Below are 16,630 nucleotides of genomic sequence, written 5' to 3' on the forward strand. Positions count from 1 at the left end.
GTGCACATGTCGCCCGTCGACGACGTCGAACTGCCCGGCCGCAAGCTCGGCCGGGCCGGACTGCTGCTCGCCCAGATCCTGGTCCTGGTGCTCTTCGCGGCACTGGCCGTGCGGCTGTGGTACCTCCAGATCCCGATGTGGGACCACTACCGCGAGCTCGCGGTGGCCAACCACCACCAGCAGCTCCTCGTCCCCGCCACGCGGGGGCAGGTCCTCGACGCCACCGGCCGTCCGCTGGTCAACAACAGCACCGAGTTGGTGGTCTCCGCCGACTACCACGAGATCACGGGCATGGACGACGGCGGCGAGAAGGTCCTGACCGACCTGTCCGAGGTGCTCGACGTCCCGCTGGAGGAGCTCCAGAAGCGCATGCGCCTGTGCGGGCCCGAGGTGAGCCGCCCGTGCTGGCCCGGCTCGCCCTACCAGCCCGTCACCCTGGCCGACGACGTGGAGCCGTCCGTCGCCCTCCAGGTCATGGAGAGCGCCGACCGCTTCCCCGGGATCAGCGCCCAGGCCCACGCCGTGCGCGAGTACCCGCAGGGCGAGCACGGCTCCCAGATGCTGGGCTACCTGCAACCGGTGACCCAGGAGGAGCTGGAGGCCCGGGAGGACCTGCGCACCCAGTTCACCGGCATCGACATGGTGGGTCGCGACGGCGTGGAGGCGGTCTACGACGCCCAGCTGCGCGGCACCGCTGGCAAGCGCGTCCTGGGCGTGAACAACCACGGCGAGGTCATGGAGGTCATCTCCGAGACGCCGCCCGAACCGGGGATGCACCTGGTCACCCACGTCGACCTCGGGGTGCAGAAGATCGCCGAGGAGGCGCTGGCCGAGGGGATGGCGAACGCCCGGCCCCGCTACAAGGCCGACTCCGGCGCCGCCATCGTCCTGGACGTGCGCACCGGCGGCGTGGTGGCCATGGCGAGCCTGCCCACCTACGACCCCGCGATCTGGCGCGGCGGCATCGACCAGGAGACCTTCGACGAGATGCTCAGCGAGGAGGCGGGCGAGCCGCTGCTCTCCCGCGCCGTGCAGGGCACCTACCCGCCGGGCTCCACGTTCAAGGTCTCCTCGCTCGCGGCTGCGGCGGAGAACGGCTACTCGCTGCGCAGCACCTACGCCTGCCCGGGCTCGGTGAACCTGGCCGGGCAGAACTACGAGAACTACGAGGGCCAGGGCCAGGGGCCGATCAGCCTCCACGAGGCCATCGTGGTCTCCTGCAACACCGTCTTCTACAACTTCGGCTACCAGATGTGGAAGGACGACGGCGGACTCTACCCCGACGGCGAGGCCGACGAGGCGATGGCCGAGATGGCCAAGGGCTTCGGCTTCGGCTCACCGACCGGGATCGACCTGCCCTACGAGACCTCCGGGCGCATCCCCGACCGCGAGTGGAAGCGCACCTTCTGGCAGGAGACCCGCGAGAACAACTGCCACCGTGGCGAGCACGGCTACCCCGACGTCGCCGAGACCGACCCGTCGCGCGCCGCCTACCTCAAACTGCTGGCCTACGAGCAGTGCGTGGAGGGCTTCCAGTGGCGGGCCAACGAGGCCGTCAACTTCGCCATCGGCCAGGGCGACGTCCTCGTCACCCCGCTCCAGCTCGCCAGCGCCTACGCGGCCGTCGCCAACGGCGGCACGCTCCACGAACCGCGCATCGGCAGGGCGCTGGTCTCCGCCGACGGGACGGAGGTGCGCGAGATCGAACCGGTCGTGCGCGGCGAGCTCCCGATCGGCGACGAGACGCTGGAGTACCTCCAGACCGCGCTCACCGCGGTCCCCAAGGAGGGCACCGCCCGCGGCGCCTTCGCCGGGTTCCCGCAGGACCGGGTGTCCGTCGCGGGCAAGACCGGCAGCGCCGACGTGGAGGGGCGCCAGGTCTCCTCCTGGTTCGCCTCCTACGCGCCCGCCGACGACCCGCAGTTCGCCATCGTCGTCCTGGTCTCCCAGGGCGGTACCGGCGGTACGACCGCGGCGCCCATCGCGCGGGCCATCTACGACGGCATCTACGGGTTCGACTCCCCGGCGCAGGGGGCCGGGGCCGAGACAGACGCGTCCGGCGGCGCGGAGCCGCTGATCCCGGGCGGCGCGCCGCCCGAGCAGCTGCCCGGCGTCCGTCCCGACGGTTCCATCGACCTGCTGGATCGGTAGCCATGAGCACCTACATGGGGGCGCCCGGGTCACGGAGCGCCGAGATCGGACGCAGCGCGGCGGGCCTGGCGCGCCGGCTGGACTGGACGCTGGTCGTGTCGGTGGCTGCACTGTGCGCCATCGGCACGCTGCTGGTGTGGTCGGCGACCATCCCGGGCGACGGCAGCGACCCGCTGGAGTCCACCGAACACCTGGGCCGCCACCTGCTCCACCTGCTGGTGGCGTGGGCGCTGTGCCTTCTGGTCGCCGCGGTGGACCACCGCACGATCCGCGCGTACGCGCCGATCGTCTACCTGGTCACGGTGGTCGCGCTGGTCCTGGTGCTCACCCCGCTCGGCGAGGTGGTCAACGGTTCGCGCGGCTGGATCGTGGTCGGCGGCTTCCAGTTCCAGCCCAGTGAGCTCTCCAAGGTCGGTCTGGTCCTGGTCCTGGCCACGCTGCTGGGGGAGCCCCGCGACGGCGAGGCCCGGCCGATGACGCGGGACGTGGTGTTCTGCCTGGTGGTCCTGGCGGTGCCGCTGGCACTGGTGATGTCGCAGCCGGACCTGGGGACCACGCTGGTGCTCGTCACGATCTTCCTGGGCGTGCTCACGCTGTCGGGCGCCCCGATCGTGTGGGTGGCGGGCATGCTGGCGTGCGGGGTGGTCGGCGCGCTGTGCGTGTGGTGGTTCGACCTGCTGGAGCCCTACCAGCTGGACCGCATCGCCACCCTGATGGACCCGACCGCCGACCCGCAGGGCGCGGGGTACAACTCCAACCAGGCGCTGATCGCGGTGGGGTCGGGCGGGTTCAACGGCACCGGGCTGTTCCAGGGCGAGCAGACGCACGGGCAGTTCGTGCCCGAGCAGCACACCGACTTCATCTTCACGGTGGCGGGCGAGGAACTGGGGTTCGTGGGGTCGGTGGTGGTCATCGGCCTGTTCGCGCTGATCCTGTGGCGGATCCTGCGCATCGCCCAGGGGTGCGAGCAGCCCTACCCGCGCCTGCTGTGCGTGGGTGTGGTCGCCTGGTTCGGGTTCCAGGCCTTCATCAACATCGGAATGGGGCTGGGGGTCGTACCGGTGACGGGTCTGCCGCTGCCGTTCATGTCCTACGGCGGCACCGCGATCGTGGCCAACATGGTCGCCCTGGGGCTGGTGCTGGGCGTCGACTCCCGGGACCGGGGCTTCGCCTAGGGACGCGGACCTCGACACCGGCGGGGCGGACACGGCGCAGGCGCCGGTGCCCGCCCCGCCGCCGTGCGGAGGGCCGATCACGGCGGGGGAGCGGCACGGCTCCGGCGGAGCGGCCCGGGACGGGTTCCGAACGGGCCTGTGGACGGAGCGGCCCGGAGCCCGTGGCGCCGGTAGCCTGGGAACATCCGCGCGGGCGCGCTCCACGCGTCACCGCGCCGGTCCCCGCGACGGCGGGGTCCACGCACACCCGACACGATGTCCGCCGAACGAAGGCCCACACCATGTCCGTCGAAAGCCTCTTCCCGCGGCTGGAACCCCTGCTGACGCAGGTGGCCAAGCCCATCCAGTACGTCGGTGGCGAGCTCAACTCCGTGGTCAAGGAATGGGACGAGACCCGGGTGCGCTGGGCGCTGATGTACCCGGACGCCTACGAGGTGGGAGTGCCCAACCAGGGCGTCCAGATCCTGTACGAGGTCCTCAACGAGCGCGAAGGCGTGCTGGCCGAGCGCGCCTACGCGGTGTGGCCGGACCTGGAGAAGCTCATGCGCGAGCACGGCGTGCCCCACTTCACCGTGGACTCGCACCGGCCGTTGGCCGCCTTCGACGTGCTCGGGCTGAGCTTCGCCAGCGAGATGGGCTACACCAACATGCTCACCGCGCTTGACCTGGCGGGCATCCCGCTGCGCGCGGCCGACCGCACCGCCGACCACCCGGTCGTGCTGGCGGGCGGGCACTCGGCGTTCAACCCCGAGCCGATCGCCGACTTCCTGGACGCGGTGGTCCTGGGCGACGGCGAGGAGATCACCCTCGCCATCACCGAGATCATCCGCGAGTTCAAGGAGGAGGGCGAACCCGGCGGGCGCGACGGCCTGCTGCTGCGCCTGGCCGCGACCGGCGGCGTGTACGTGCCCCGCTTCTTCGACGTGGCCTACCACGAGGACGGGCGGATCGCCTCCTACACGCCCAACCGGCCCGGGGTGCCCGGCACGGTGCAGAAGCACACCGTGATGGACCTGGACCAGTGGCCCTACCCCAAGAAGCCGATCGTGCCGACCGCCGAGTCCGTGCACGAGCGCTACAGCGTGGAGATCTTCCGCGGCTGCACGCGCGGCTGCCGGTTCTGCCAGGCGGGGATGATCACCCGGCCGGTGCGCGAGCGCAACAAGGAGACCGTCACGAAGATGGTCGAGGACGGCGTCGAGGCCTCCGGCTTCCAGGAGGTGGGGCTGCTGTCGCTGTCCAGCGCCGACCACAGCGAGATCGGGCAGATCGCCAAGGGGCTCGCCGACCGCTACGAGGGCACCAACACCGGCCTGTCCCTGCCCTCCACCCGCGTGGACGCGTTCAACATCGACCTGGCCAACGAGCTGACCCGCAACGGGCGCCGCTCCGGCCTGACGTTCGCGCCGGAGGGCGGCAGCGAGCGGATGCGCCGGGTGATCAACAAGATGGTCACCGAGGAGGACCTCATCCGCACCGTCACCGCCGCGTACGCGGCCGGGTGGCGGCAGGTGAAGCTGTACTTCATGTGCGGCCTGCCCACCGAGGAGGACGAGGACGTCATGGCCATCGCCGACCTGGCCACCGAGGTGATCCGGACCGGCCGTGAGGTGACCGGGCGCAAGGACATCCGCTGCACGGTGTCCATCGGCGGGTTCGTGCCCAAGCCGCAGACCCCGTTCCAGTGGGCGGCGCAGACCTCGCACGAGGCCGTCGACGCCCGGCTGCGCAAGCTGCGTGACAGGCTGCGGGGCGACCGCAAGTACGGCAAGTCGATCGGTCTGCGCTACCACGAGGGCCGCCCCTCCATCATCGAGGGCCTGCTCTCCCGAGGGGACCGCAGGGTCGGCCGGGTGGTCGAGGAGGTGTGGCGCTCGGGGGGCCGGTTCGACGGCTGGAGCGAGCACTTCTCCTACGACCGGTGGTCCAGGGCCGCCGAGGCCGCCCTGGCCGACCTCCCGGTGGACGTGGACTGGTTCACCACCCGCGAGCGCGACGAGGACGAGGTCCTGCCCTGGGACCACCTGGACGCGGGCCTGGACCGGTCGTGGCTGTGGCAGGACTGGCAGGACTCGCTGTACGGCGAGGAGTCGCTGGAGGTGGACGACTGCCGCTGGAACCCCTGCTACGACTGCGGTGTCTGCCCGAGCATGGGCACCGAGATCCAGATCAACGCCCCGGCGGAGGGCCGTCCGCTGCTGCCGCTCAACGTGGTCTAGCGGGCCGGGCGCCGGTCGCGGGGCGGAACTCCCGCGACCGGAAGGCTCCGGCCGCGGCGGCGTGCCGCACGGGCCCGGGAGGTTTCCGGGCGGCGCCGGACACGGAAGAACCCCTGGTCCCACCGGTCGTCGGTGGGGTCAGGGGTTCTGGCGTCCGTGCGGGGGCGGGGGTCGGCTCATGTGCCCCGGGAAGGGGTGAAGTAGGATTTCGCGCTCCGGGCGCTCTCTCGACCCTTGGGGGAGCGGCCCGGGGGAGGAAGGTGTACGGCCCGGCGCCCCGCTCGCGCCGGGCCGTACGTGTAATAGGACTCGCGGGCTACGCGGGGGGTTGCCATCGGATCCAGATTTTCTTCGGATTTTTTTCGGCGAACCCCGTGTTCTGGTGGTGAACACGGCTCCGGTGTCCGCTCCGACCGCTCGGGGACTTTTCGACCGCAGGTCAGTGGGGGAGATACCGGTATGCGTAGTCCTGCTGGCGCATGTGCACCACGGCGCACCGTACGCTGAACAGGACGAGGAACAGCCCCTTCAGGTCGCCCCGCCGACCGCACCAGGGGGCATGAGGAAAGGAGTTGAGCTGCCCCCCGCATCCGAGGGCACCACCTCACCCTCCACCGCCAAACCCGGACAACGGCTTCGCGTCCACTACGCCAAGCGCGGACGCATGAGGTTCGCCAGCCACCGCGACATCGCCCGGGCTCTGGAGCGCGCCCTGCGCAGGGCCTCCGTACCCGTGGCTTTCTCCGCTGGCTTCTCGCCTCACCCCAAGGTCTCCTACACCGGCGCGGCCCCCACCGGGGTCGCCAGCGAGGCGGAGTACCTTGAACTCACTCTGGCCGAGCACCGTCCGCCCGAGAGGGTCCGAGCCGACATCGACGCGGCCATGCCCCAGGGCATCGACGTCGTCGACGTCGTCGAGGCCCGGCATCCCGGGCTGGCCGACCGGCTCCAGGCCTCCGAATGGCGCGTGGAGATGGCTGGAGTCGACCCCGACGACGCCGCCAGGGCGGTGGCCGCCTATCTGGCCGCCGACAGCGTCGAGGTGGAGCGGATGACGAAGAAGGGCCGTCGCCGCTTCGACACACGGCCGGCGGTGGTCCGCATCGACGTGTGCGCTGACTCCCTCGGGCGCGTCCCAGAGGAACATCACACGACATATGCCATACTTCGGATGGTCGTACGGCACACGACACCTGCTGTTCGACCGGACGACGTGCTGACCGGCCTTCGCCACGTGGCCGACCTCGCGCCGCCGTCATCTCCGATGATGACCCGGCTGGCGCAGGGGCCGCTGGACGAGACGACAGGTGCGATCGCGGACCCGCTCTCCCAGGACCGGCCCGAAGCCCACACGAGCTCCGGACCCGCGGACGACAACGCGGAGGAGCGGCGCGAAGACGCACCACGGCCGTCAACGCCCATGGCGGGACCGCGCGGATGAGCGGCCCCGAAGCGGGGAACATGGGCGACACCACAGGACTTTGCCCCGACGGCGCCCCGGCGCCGCCGGCGCTGACACAGCGACGACAGTTCTCGTGAGCCGCGCCGCCGACCGAGAGGTCGCGGCGCGCCCGAGGACTCTGACGGGAGACCGCCCGGATGCTCGACAACGAGCCCAACAACGGTGCCGACGGCACCGCGGGTACAACTGAAACAACCAACGACACGGCGGCGGCGCCCCCCGCGGGGGGCGGCGAGGTGCGCGTGACCTCGCCCGCGCCCGCCAAGGGCGTCCGCCGCGCCGCCGGACCACCCCCCGAACCCGACGACGTCTTCACCCCCCCCTCCGCGCCCGTCACCTCCCTCGCCGGTTCCGGTGAGGGGGGCACGGTCAAGACCTCGGTGGCCACGACCTCGCGCAGGCGCACCGTGCGCGCCGCGGGCCGTCCCGACGAGGACGCCGCCCCGCGCAGGGCCCGCGCCTCCGCTGACGAGGACAAGGCTCCGCGCCGTTCGCGCGCCTCCGCCCCCGCCTCGGAGGACACCGCCCCCTCCACGGCCAGGAGCCGCGGCCGTTCGCGCGCCCGCTCCGCCGCGGCCGCGGAGACCGCCGGGCCCGCGCCCTCCGAGGCAGCCGACGAGCCCGCCAAGGACGAGGAGACCGTGGAGGCGGGCGGCGGCAACGTCTTCCAGGCCCCCTCCATGCTCTTCCAGCCCCCGGTGGCCAGCGCCGCCCCCGTGCCCGCCCGCGGCACCGCCCCGGCGGAGGCCGACGAGGACGCGCACGAGGAGTCCGAGGAGGAGGCCGCACAGGCCACCGGCGCGGAGGAGACCGGCGACGGGGACGACGACCGCCCCAGCCGCCGTCGCCGCCGTCGCGGAGGCCGGGGACGCGGCCGCTCCCGCGGGGACGAGGACGAGGCCGCCGAGGCCCCCGAGCCCGCCGAGGGCAAGGCGGAGCAGCGAGGCGACAAGGACCGGGGCGCGGACGACGGCGCGGCCGACGAGGCCGCCGAGTCCGACGACCGCAGCAGCCGCCGCCGTCGCCGCCGTCGCCGCCGCTCCGGCGGGGGGGACGGCCCCGAGGCCACCTCGGACGACCCCCCCAACACCGTGGTCCGGGTGCGCGAGCCCCGCCAGGAGAAGCCGATCGAGGACGAGGTCCAGGCGGTCCGCGGCTCCACCCGGCTGGAGGCCAAGAAGCAGCGCCGCCGCGAGGGCCGTGAGCAGGGCCGCCGCCGCGCCCCCATCGTCACCGAGTCCGAGTTCCTGGCCCGGCGCGAGTCGGTCAAGCGGGACCTGGTGGTGCGCCGCGTCGAGGACCGCACCCAGATCGCCGTCCTCGAGGACGACATCCTCGTCGAGCACTACGTCGACCGGGCCACGCACCGCTCCTACGTGGGCAACGTGTACCTGGGCCGGGTGCAGAACGTGCTGCCCTCGATGGAGGCCGCGTTCGTCGACATCGGCAAGGGCCGCAACGCCGTCCTGTACGCGGGCGAGGTCAACTGGGACTCCTTCGGCCTGGACGGCCAGCCCAAGCGCATCGAGTCGGTGCTCAAGTCCGGCCAGTCGGTCCTGGTGCAGGTCACCAAGGACCCCGTCGGCCACAAGGGCGCCCGCCTGACCAGCCAGATCAGCCTGCCCGGCCGCTACCTCGTGTACGTGCCCGGCGGCTCGATGACCGGCATCAGCCGCAAGCTCCCCGACAAGGAGCGCGCGCGCCTCAAGCAGATCCTCAAGAAGGTCATGCCCTCCGGCGCGGGCGTCATCGTGCGCACGGCCGCCGAGGGCGCCAGCGAGGAGGAGCTGGAGCGCGACATCACCCGTCTCGCCAAGCAGTGGGACTCCATCAAGCGCAAGTCCAAGTCTGCCAACGCCCCCTCGCTGCTCAACAGCGAGCCCGACCTGACGGTGCGGGTCGTGCGCGACGTGTTCAACGAGGACTTCTCCAGCCTCGTCGTCTCCGGTGAGGAGGCCTGGACCACCGTCCACGAGTACGTGGACTACGTGGCCCCCAACCTCTCCGAGCGCCTCTCGCACTGGAACGAGGACCGCGACGTCTTCGCCGCCTACCGCGTCGACGAGCAGATCAACAAGGCCCTGGAGCGCAAGGTCTGGCTGCCCAGCGGCGGTTCGCTGGTCATCGACCGCACCGAGGCCATGACCGTGGTCGACGTCAACACCGGCAAGTTCACCGGCCAGGGCGGCAACCTGGAGGAGACGGTCACCAAGAACAACCTGGAGGCGGCCGAGGAGATCGTCCGCCAGCTCCGGTTGCGCGACATCGGCGGCATCATCGTCATCGACTTCATCGACATGGTCCTGGAGTCCAACCGCGACCTGGTGCTGCGGCGCATGCTGGAGTGCCTCTCGCGCGACCGCACCAAGCACCAGGTGGCCGAGGTGACCTCGCTGGGCCTGGTCCAGATGACCCGCAAGCGGGTCGGCCAGGGCCTGCTGGAGGCCTTCTCGCACAGCTGCGAGCACTGCAACGGCCGCGGCCTGGTGGTCGCCAGCGACCCGGTCGAGAGCAAGGGCGGCGGCAACGGCAACGGCCGCAAGAAGAAGAAGGGCAAGGGCGAGCCGGACCAGGCCGCCGAGAAGCCGGAGAAGGCCGAGAAGCCGTCCTCCGGCAAGCCCGAGAGGGCCGACGGGCCGGACAGGGCCGAGAAGGCGGGCGGTGACGCCGACGGGTCCGCCGAGGCGGACGCGGCGCGGACCGAGGAGGCCCCCGAGGCCCCGGAGCCCGCCAAGAAGACCCGTAAGCGGGCCTCCCGCTCCCGCAAGGCCGAGGCCGCGGCGGAGGAGCAGGAGGAGATCACCGCCACGGAGGAGGCCCCTGAGGCCGCGGAGCCCGAGCGGGCCGCGGAGGCCCCCGAGGAGGCCCCGGCCAAGAAGACCCGCGCCCGGCGCACCACCCGTCGTACCGCCCGCGCGGCGGCCGACACCGGTGAGGCCGAGGCCGCGGGCGGTGAGAGCGTCCCCGCCGAGGCGGACGCGACCGCCGCCGAGACGCCCGCCGAGGCCGGTGACGACGAGGCCGCCGAGCGGCCCAAGCGCCGCCGGACCCGGCGCACCAGGGCGGCGGCCACCCCGCCGACCGCCGTGGACGCGGGCTGATTCAGGGGCGGTAGCCCCGCCGTGGTCCGGACCGGCGCCAACCCGGTCCGGACCACGGCACGTGTACAGGCCCGTGGCGGGCCGATGGTAATCTGAGGGACGGTGCGTCGGCGCGCTATGCCACCACAATCGCGCGCCCCGACACCGAAGTGCTCTCCACGCAGGGTTTGTTTCCCTCGGATCCCCGCGCCCCGCTACAGGCGATCAGTGGATCGTGGAACGAGGCACCTCCCCGCCCACACGGGGATGGGCCTCCCGGCCGATCTGGGCACAGGTGCGGTCGGACCCGGACCCCGGGCTCATGTCTCGGGGATGGTCCCGAGCATTATTCGTTGAGCGAGCAGGAAGAGAGTTACCCGGTGTACGCGATCGTGCGAGCGGGCGGCCGACAGGAGAAGGTGTCTGTCGATGACGTCCTGAACATCGACAAGGTCTCCGACGAGACCGGCGCCACCATCAAATGGCAGCCCATCCTCGTCGTCGACGGTGACAACGTCATCAGCGACGCCGACAAGCTGAGCGGCTACACGGTCAGCGCCGAGGTCCTCGGTGAGACCAAGGGCCCCAAGATCAACATCCTGAAGTACAAGAACAAGACCGGTTACAAGAAGCGCCAGGGTCACCGCCAGAAGCACACCCAGGTGCGCGTCACCGGCATCGCGGCGAAGTAGGAGGCCTGGAAGAAATGGCACACAAGAAGGGCGCTTCGTCCAGCCGTAACGGTCGCGACTCGAACGCCAAGCGCCTCGGCGTCAAGCGCTTCGGCGGCCAGAGCGTCTCGGCTGGTGAGATCCTGATCCGTCAGCGCGGCACCAAGTTCCACCCCGGCGCCAACGTCGGCCGCGGTGGCGACGACACGCTGTTCGCGCTGGTCGCCGGCGAGGTCAAGTTCGCCAGCTTCCGCGGCCGCAAGGCCGTCAACATCGTTCCCGCCGCCGCCGAGTAGGCACGCGCGCGGACGTTGTACAGGGCGGGCCAGGGAACACTGGCCCGCCTCTCGCGTTGTCACTGGATGACGCGTGTGTGTCCAGGCCCCCGCTCGGGGGCCGGAGAGTAACGGGGAGAGCTATGCCTGACTTCGTCGACGAGGCGGTCTTGCACGTCAAGGCCGGGAACGGCGGGCATGGCTGCGCCTCCGTGCACCGTGAGAAGTTCAAGCCGCTGGGCGGTCCGGACGGCGGCAACGGCGGCCACGGCGGAGACGTCGTCCTGGAGGTCGACACCCAGACCGCGACCCTGCTGGACTACCAGCGCCGCCCGCACCGCGCCGCCAGCAACGGCACGCCCGGCCAGGGCGGCCACCGCGCCGGGGCCAAGGGCGAGGACCTCGTCCTCAAGGTGCCCGACGGCACCGTGGTCAGCCGTATGGACGGCGAGGTCGTCGCCGACCTGGTCGGCCACGGCACCCGCCTGGTGCTCGCCGAGGGCGGCCACGGCGGCCTGGGCAACGCCGCGCTGGCCACCAAGCGGCGCAAGGCCCCCGGCTTCGCACTCAAGGGCGAGGAGGGCCAGGGCTTCGACGTGCGCCTGGAGATGAAGACCATCGCCGACGTCGGCCTGGTGGGCTTCCCCAGCGCGGGCAAGTCGTCCCTGATCGCCGCCATGTCCGCGGCCCGCCCCAAGATCGCCGACTACCCGTTCACCACCCTGGTGCCCAACCTGGGCGTGGTGGAGGCGGGCAACGTCCAGTACGTCATCGCCGACGTGCCCGGCCTCATCCCGGGGGCCAGCGACGGCAAGGGGCTGGGCCTGGAGTTCCTGCGCCACATCGAGCGCTGCTCCACCCTCCTGCACGTGCTGGACTGCGCCACCTACGAGCAGGGCCGAGACCCGGTCAGCGACCTGGAGGCGCTGGAGGCGGAGCTGTCCGCCTACGGCCGCAGCACCGGCGTGGACCTGTCCGACAGGCCGCGCCTGGTCGCCCTGAACAAGGTGGACGTCCCCGAGGCCCGCGAGCTCGCCGAGATGGTCACCCCGATGCTGGTCGAGCGCGGCTACCGCGTCCTGGAGGTCTCCGCGGCCTCCCGCGAGGGGCTGCGCGAACTGTCCTTCGCCCTGGGCGAGCAGGTGGCCGCGGCCCGCGAGGCCGCGCCGCCCGCGGAGCCCACCCGGGTCGTGATCCGCCCCCAGGCCATCGGCGAAGCGCCCTTCCAGGTGGTGCCGCTGGGCGGCAACGCCTTCCAGGTGCGCGGCGACAAGCCCGCCCGCTGGGTGCGCCAGACCGACTTCTCCAACGACGAGGCCGTCGGCTACCTCGCCGAGCGGCTCAACCGCCTCGGTATCGAGGAGCAGCTGGCCAAGGCGGGCGCCACGGAGGGCGCCGAGGTGCACATCGGCACCGAGGAGGACTCCGTGGTCTTCGACTGGGACCCCTCCACGGACGCCGAGGCCGTCCCGTCCGGCCCGCGCGGGTCCGACGCCCGGCTGGGCTGACCCGCGCGGGGACCGACGGCCCGGCCGACAGGCACGAGCGCGGCGCCCGGTGCCGCGCCACTGGATGGAAAGCCCCACACGGTGCACAGCGCAGGACTCGAACAGACCGACTCCCTGGAGGCCTCCGGGCGCGCGGCGGTGGCCGCCGCGCGCCGGGTCGTGGTCAAGGTGGGATCGTCCTCCCTGACCACACCCGACGGCCGGATCGACTCCTGCCGTATCCGCGACCTGGTCCGGGTGCTGGCGGACCGCCGGGCCGCGGGCCAGGAGGTCATCCTGGTCTCCTCCGGGGCGGTCGCGGCCGGGATGACCCCGCTCGGCATGGCCCGCAGACCCCGCGACCTGGCCTCCCAGCAGGCCGCCGCCAGCGTGGGCCAGGGGCTCCTTCTGGCCGCGTACACGGCCGAGCTGGCCGGGCACGGCCTCACCGCGGCGCAGGTCCTGCTCACGGTCGAGGACATGATGCGGCGGGTGCAGCACCGCAACGCCCAGCGCACGCTGCGCCGCCTGCTGGACATCGGCGCCCTGCCCATCGTCAACGAGAACGACACCGTGGCCACGCACGAGCTGCGGTTCGGCGACAACGACCGCCTGGCGGCGCTGGTGGCGCACCTGATGCGCGCCGACGCGCTGGTGCTGCTCTCGGACGTGGACGCCCTGTACGACGGCAACCCCTCCGCTCCGGGGTCGTCGGTGGTCAGCCTCGTGCGCGGTCCGGCGGACCTGGACGGCATCGACATCGGCAGCGCGGGCGGGCGGGGAGTGGGCACCGGCGGGATGGTCACCAAGGTGGCGTCCGCGCGGATCGCCACCGAGGCGGGCGTGCACACCCTGCTGACCTCCGCCGCGAACGCCCGCACGGCCCTGGAGGGCGGGTCCGCGGGCACCCTGTTCGCCCCGGGGCGCGGACGGCGCCCCTCGGCCCGCCAGCTCTGGCTGGCGCACGCCACCGCTGGGCGGGGCAGCCTGGTCCTGGACCCCGGCGCGGTCACGGCGGTGGCGCGGGACAAGGCGTCCCTGCTACCGGCCGGTGTGGTGAGGGTGACCGGCGACTTCAACGCGGGCGACCCGGTGGACCTGTGCGACGAGGACGGCTCCGTCGTCGCGCGCGGACTGGTCAACTACGACGCCGCCGAGGTGCCCGACCTGATGGGCAGGTCCACACGGTGGCTGGCCCGCGAGATGGGCCCCTCCTACGAGCGCGAGCTGGTGCACCGGGACGACCTGGTCGTGCTCTAGACCGCGTTCCCCGGACTGCCGCGGTCCCGTCCCGCCGCGACACCCGTGTGGCAATGTCGGGGACATCCCCCGAGGAGAGTGAAGACACCCATGCCTAGCCTGGTGGCGAGAATGCTCGCGGTGGCGTTCCGGGTGGCGCGCAAGCGCCCCATGGAGACCGTCGAGGGCGCGCGCGAGCGCATCGACGAGGCCAAGGACGACCCCGAGCCGCCGCACTGGGTCGCCAAGCGCCACGAGACCACCCGGCGGGAGGTCGGGGGCTTCGCGAGCTACACGGTTCTCGCCCGGGACCGGGAGGAGGACCCCGACAAGGCCGTCCTGTACGTGCACGGGGGCTCCTACATCAGCGAGATCTCCCCCTGGCACTGGGTGCTGATCTCGCGCATGGCGGACGTGGGCTGCCGGGTGGAGGTGCCCATCTACGGGTTGGCGCCCCAGCACACCTACCGCGAGGCGTTCGGCTTCCTCCACACCGTGTACCGCGACCTGCTGGAGCACGTCGTGCCGGAGCGCACGGTGTTCGCCGGGGACTCGGCCGGGGCGGGCCTGGCGCTGGCCCTCGCCCAGACGCTGCCGGAGGAGGGTCTGCCCCAGCCCGCGCGGCTCATCCTGGTCTCACCGTGGGCGGACCTGACCATGTCCAACCCCGACATCGCCGAGGTGGAGGGCCGGGACCCCTGGCTCAGCCCGGTCGGCCTCAAGGAGGCCGCCAAGGTGTGGGCTGACGGCGACGACCTGTCCCTGCCCCGGCTCAGCCCAGTCAACGGCGTGCTCTCCGGCCTGCCGCCCATGGACCTCTACATCGGCACCCGCGACGTGTTCCTGCCCGACACCAGGCGCCTGCGCGCGCTCGTCGCGCGGGCCGGGGGAGAGGTGGACCTGCACGAGGAGGAGGGGGCCTTCCACGTCTACCCGCTGGTCCCGGTGCCCGAGGGCAGTCGGGCGCGGGCGAGCATCATCGGCACCGTCCAGGACCTGTGAGGCCCCCAGGGCGGGGCGGACGCCCTAGGATGCGGGCGTGAGCGAACGAACGACGCGCCGAAGCGAGGACCACCCCCACCGGGGCGAGGTCCGCGAGATCCCCACCGCCGCCAGTGCCACCAGGCTCGTCTACGCGCCCGAGCGCGACGGACTCGCCGACGCGGGCGAGATCGTGTGGACGTGGGTCCCCTACGAGGAAGACCCGGGGCGGGGCAAGGACCGCCCGCTGCTGGTCGTCGGCCGCCGGGGCGGGCGGCTGCACGGGCTGATGCTGTCCTCCCAGCGCCCCGAGGCGTGGGAACGCCAGAACTGGCTGCCCGTGGGCTCGGGCCCCTGGGACCGGGAGCAGCGCGACTCCTACGTGCGGGTGGACCGGCTCTTCGAGTTCGACGAGGACGACATCCGCAGGGAGGCGGCCGTCATGGACGAGGAGCTGTTCTGGATGGTCGCCGACGTCCTGCGGGCACGCTACGGGTGGAGCTGAGCGGCGGAAGGCGGTCGCACGTCCGCGGGTCCCGGGCCCGGCCCGGTCCCCGCCGGAGAGGCGGTCGGGCCCCGGGGCGCAGGACCGCCGCCGGGGCCCTGCGGCCCACGTCGTCTCAGGAGAGGGCCAACAGGCGTACGGGACCGCCGGAACCGCCCCGGATGTTGGCGACGCCGACGATCGCCATCGCGCCGCTCTCGGGAGCCGTCTCCAGGTGGGCGACCATCTCGACGGCGTACTTGTTCTCCCCGAGGAGGAACACGTGCGCCTCGGGGTTGGAGGCGGAGTCGGGCCCGTAGTCGAAGCTCGGGGTGTCCACGGCGATCCCGGCGATGTCCCGCGCGCTCAGGAGCCAGTCGATCGCCTCGATGTCGAACCCGGGGAAGTGGGCGACGCCGTCGCTGTCGCGGTTGAGCATCGCCTCCTCGCTCTGGAGTACCCGCGCGCTCCAACCGGAGTCCATGGCGACCAGGGCGCCCCGGGGGATGCGGCCGTGGCGCCGTTCCCAGCGGCGTAGGTCCGCCACGGTGACCTGGGCGTCGTAGTGCCTCGCGGCGCGGTCGGCGATGCGGACGACGACGAGCGGACAGACCAGGTCGCGCGGGTCCACCTCGTGGGTGTGCAGCGCGTCGGCGCTGTCGTTGAAGTGCCACGGCGCGTCGAAGTGGGTCCCGGTGTGCTCGTCGATCTCCAGTTTGAGCGCGTTGAAGCCGTCCTCCTCGATCGAGGCGAACTGGAAGATGTTCGGGTCGAGGATGTAGGGCCGGTAGATCGGGAAGTCGTTGTGGAGGACGTGGGTGAGGTCGGTGACCGTCAGCCGAGACGGGCTGATCCCGGCGATGGTCTGGGCGTGGGCGGACTCCACCGGCCCTCCTAGGGCGCCGATCCCGGTGAGCACGGCGCCGACGGCGGCCGAACCGGTCAGCATGCGCCTCCGGCCCAGGCCCGCGCCGGCCGGGCGCGCGGGCGGCGCCGGACGCTCCGCCGTGATCGTGCTCCCCGGCTTTTCCGGGGCGTGCCCCGATGCGCCCATGAACGTCTTCCGGGCCTTGTGGATCACGTGGGGTCCGCACATCGCAGTGTTCCTCTTCCAGGTCTGCTGTCTGTTCGAGCTGGAATGAGTATACGATCTCTTATCTAAAAGTGAAGCCTGTGGACCATGCGGTGTCTTGTGTTCAAGGCGGGCGCGGGCCGGCGGTCTCGCTGCGGAAGGCGGCCCGCCGGACACGCGGCGGGCCGACGCGGAGGCTCGCGCCCGTTCCGGGAGGCGTCGTTCTGCGGCGGGGCAGCCGCAAGAGCCGGAGTGGTCGGGGCGCGTCCGGACTCTGCACGGCGCTTTCCGCCTTTCCCCGAACCCGTTGTGTGGAACGGAGTGCGTCCCCTCC

At 72.3% G+C, this 16,630-nt stretch carries 12 protein-coding genes; 11 read left to right on the plus strand and 1 reads right to left on the minus strand.

The window, feature by feature from the left end:
* Positions 1-6 precede the first annotated feature (6 nt).
* The 11 genes from mrdA (at position 7) to KGD83_RS08205 (ending at position 15,245) form a co-directional block, all read left to right on the plus strand.
* Entirely contained in the window at positions 7-2,151 is a 2,145-nt protein-coding gene (gene mrdA / locus KGD83_RS08155; RefSeq protein WP_212643240.1) for a penicillin-binding protein 2, read from the plus strand.
* Between the two features lie 2 nt (positions 2,152-2,153).
* The gene (rodA, locus tag KGD83_RS08160) at positions 2,154-3,326 is read left to right on the plus strand and encodes a rod shape-determining protein RodA (RefSeq protein WP_212643241.1); all 1,173 of its coding nucleotides are present in this window, start codon (positions 2,154-2,156) and stop codon (positions 3,324-3,326) included.
* A gap of 281 nt (positions 3,327-3,607) precedes the next feature.
* Positions 3,608-5,545, plus strand: coding sequence for a TIGR03960 family B12-binding radical SAM protein (locus KGD83_RS08165; protein WP_212643242.1), 1,938 nt, complete (start codon positions 3,608-3,610; stop codon positions 5,543-5,545).
* A gap of 664 nt (positions 5,546-6,209) precedes the next feature.
* Positions 6,210-6,986 carry a TIGR03936 family radical SAM-associated protein gene (locus KGD83_RS08170; RefSeq protein ID WP_249352423.1) on the plus strand — a complete coding sequence of 259 codons (777 nt, stop codon included), beginning with the start codon at positions 6,210-6,212 and terminating at the stop codon, positions 6,984-6,986.
* Positions 6,987-7,144: 158 nt separating this feature from the next.
* Positions 7,145-10,108: an Rne/Rng family ribonuclease gene (locus KGD83_RS08175; protein WP_212643244.1), complete on the plus strand. Its 2,964-nt coding sequence runs from the start codon at positions 7,145-7,147 to the stop codon at positions 10,106-10,108.
* Positions 10,109-10,467: 359 nt separating this feature from the next.
* On the plus strand, positions 10,468-10,779 hold the full coding sequence (gene rplU / locus KGD83_RS08180; RefSeq protein WP_212644319.1) for a 50S ribosomal protein L21: 312 nt from the start codon (positions 10,468-10,470) through the stop codon (positions 10,777-10,779).
* A 14-nt stretch (positions 10,780-10,793) separates the two neighbouring features.
* Positions 10,794-11,054, plus strand: a complete 261-nt coding sequence (gene rpmA / locus KGD83_RS08185; RefSeq protein ID WP_047869455.1) for a 50S ribosomal protein L27 — start codon at positions 10,794-10,796, stop codon at positions 11,052-11,054.
* Between the two features lie 122 nt (positions 11,055-11,176).
* Positions 11,177-12,541 (plus strand): GTPase ObgE, encoded by a 1,365-nt coding sequence (gene obgE / locus KGD83_RS08190; protein ID WP_212643245.1) that lies wholly within the window; start codon positions 11,177-11,179, stop codon positions 12,539-12,541.
* 81 nt (positions 12,542-12,622) lie between these two features.
* Positions 12,623-13,780 (plus strand): glutamate 5-kinase, encoded by a 1,158-nt coding sequence (gene proB / locus KGD83_RS08195; protein ID WP_212643246.1) that lies wholly within the window; start codon positions 12,623-12,625, stop codon positions 13,778-13,780.
* A 90-nt stretch (positions 13,781-13,870) separates the two neighbouring features.
* Positions 13,871-14,761, plus strand: a complete 891-nt coding sequence (locus KGD83_RS08200; RefSeq protein WP_212643247.1) for an alpha/beta hydrolase fold domain-containing protein — start codon at positions 13,871-13,873, stop codon at positions 14,759-14,761.
* Positions 14,762-14,798: 37 nt separating this feature from the next.
* On the plus strand, positions 14,799-15,245 hold the full coding sequence (locus KGD83_RS08205) for a type II toxin-antitoxin system PemK/MazF family toxin (RefSeq protein WP_212643248.1): 447 nt from the start codon (positions 14,799-14,801) through the stop codon (positions 15,243-15,245).
* Between the two features lie 115 nt (positions 15,246-15,360).
* On the opposite strand, the gene KGD83_RS08210 is transcribed toward KGD83_RS08205, so the two are convergent.
* Positions 15,361-16,320, minus strand: coding sequence for a cyclase family protein (locus KGD83_RS08210; protein ID WP_212643249.1), 960 nt, complete (start codon positions 16,318-16,320; stop codon positions 15,361-15,363).
* Positions 16,321-16,630 lie beyond the last annotated feature (310 nt).

Source organism: Nocardiopsis akebiae (assembly GCF_018316795.1).
Classification (GTDB): domain Bacteria; phylum Actinomycetota; class Actinomycetes; order Streptosporangiales; family Streptosporangiaceae; genus Nocardiopsis; species Nocardiopsis dassonvillei.

What these genes read in the sequence shown, in the direction of transcription:
- KGD83_RS08170 (WP_249352423.1), top strand. Translation starts at nt 6,210, where the DNA reads ATGAGGTTCGCCAGCCACCGCGACATCGCCCGGGCTCTGGAGCGCGCC.
- KGD83_RS08175 (WP_212643244.1), top strand. Translation starts at nt 7,145, where the DNA reads ATGCTCGACAACGAGCCCAACAACGGTGCCGACGGCACCGCGGGTACA.
- KGD83_RS08200 (WP_212643247.1), top strand. Translation starts at nt 13,871, where the DNA reads ATGCCTAGCCTGGTGGCGAGAATGCTCGCGGTGGCGTTCCGGGTGGCG.
- rpmA (WP_047869455.1), top strand. Translation starts at nt 10,794, where the DNA reads ATGGCACACAAGAAGGGCGCTTCGTCCAGCCGTAACGGTCGCGACTCG.
- rodA (WP_212643241.1), top strand. Translation starts at nt 2,154, where the DNA reads ATGAGCACCTACATGGGGGCGCCCGGGTCACGGAGCGCCGAGATCGGA.
- KGD83_RS08165 (WP_212643242.1), top strand. Translation starts at nt 3,608, where the DNA reads ATGTCCGTCGAAAGCCTCTTCCCGCGGCTGGAACCCCTGCTGACGCAG.
- mrdA (WP_212643240.1), top strand. Translation starts at nt 7, where the DNA reads ATGTCGCCCGTCGACGACGTCGAACTGCCCGGCCGCAAGCTCGGCCGG.
- obgE (WP_212643245.1), top strand. Translation starts at nt 11,177, where the DNA reads ATGCCTGACTTCGTCGACGAGGCGGTCTTGCACGTCAAGGCCGGGAAC.
- KGD83_RS08210 (WP_212643249.1), bottom strand. Translation starts at nt 16,320, where the DNA reads ATGTGCGGACCCCACGTGATCCACAAGGCCCGGAAGACGTTCATGGGC.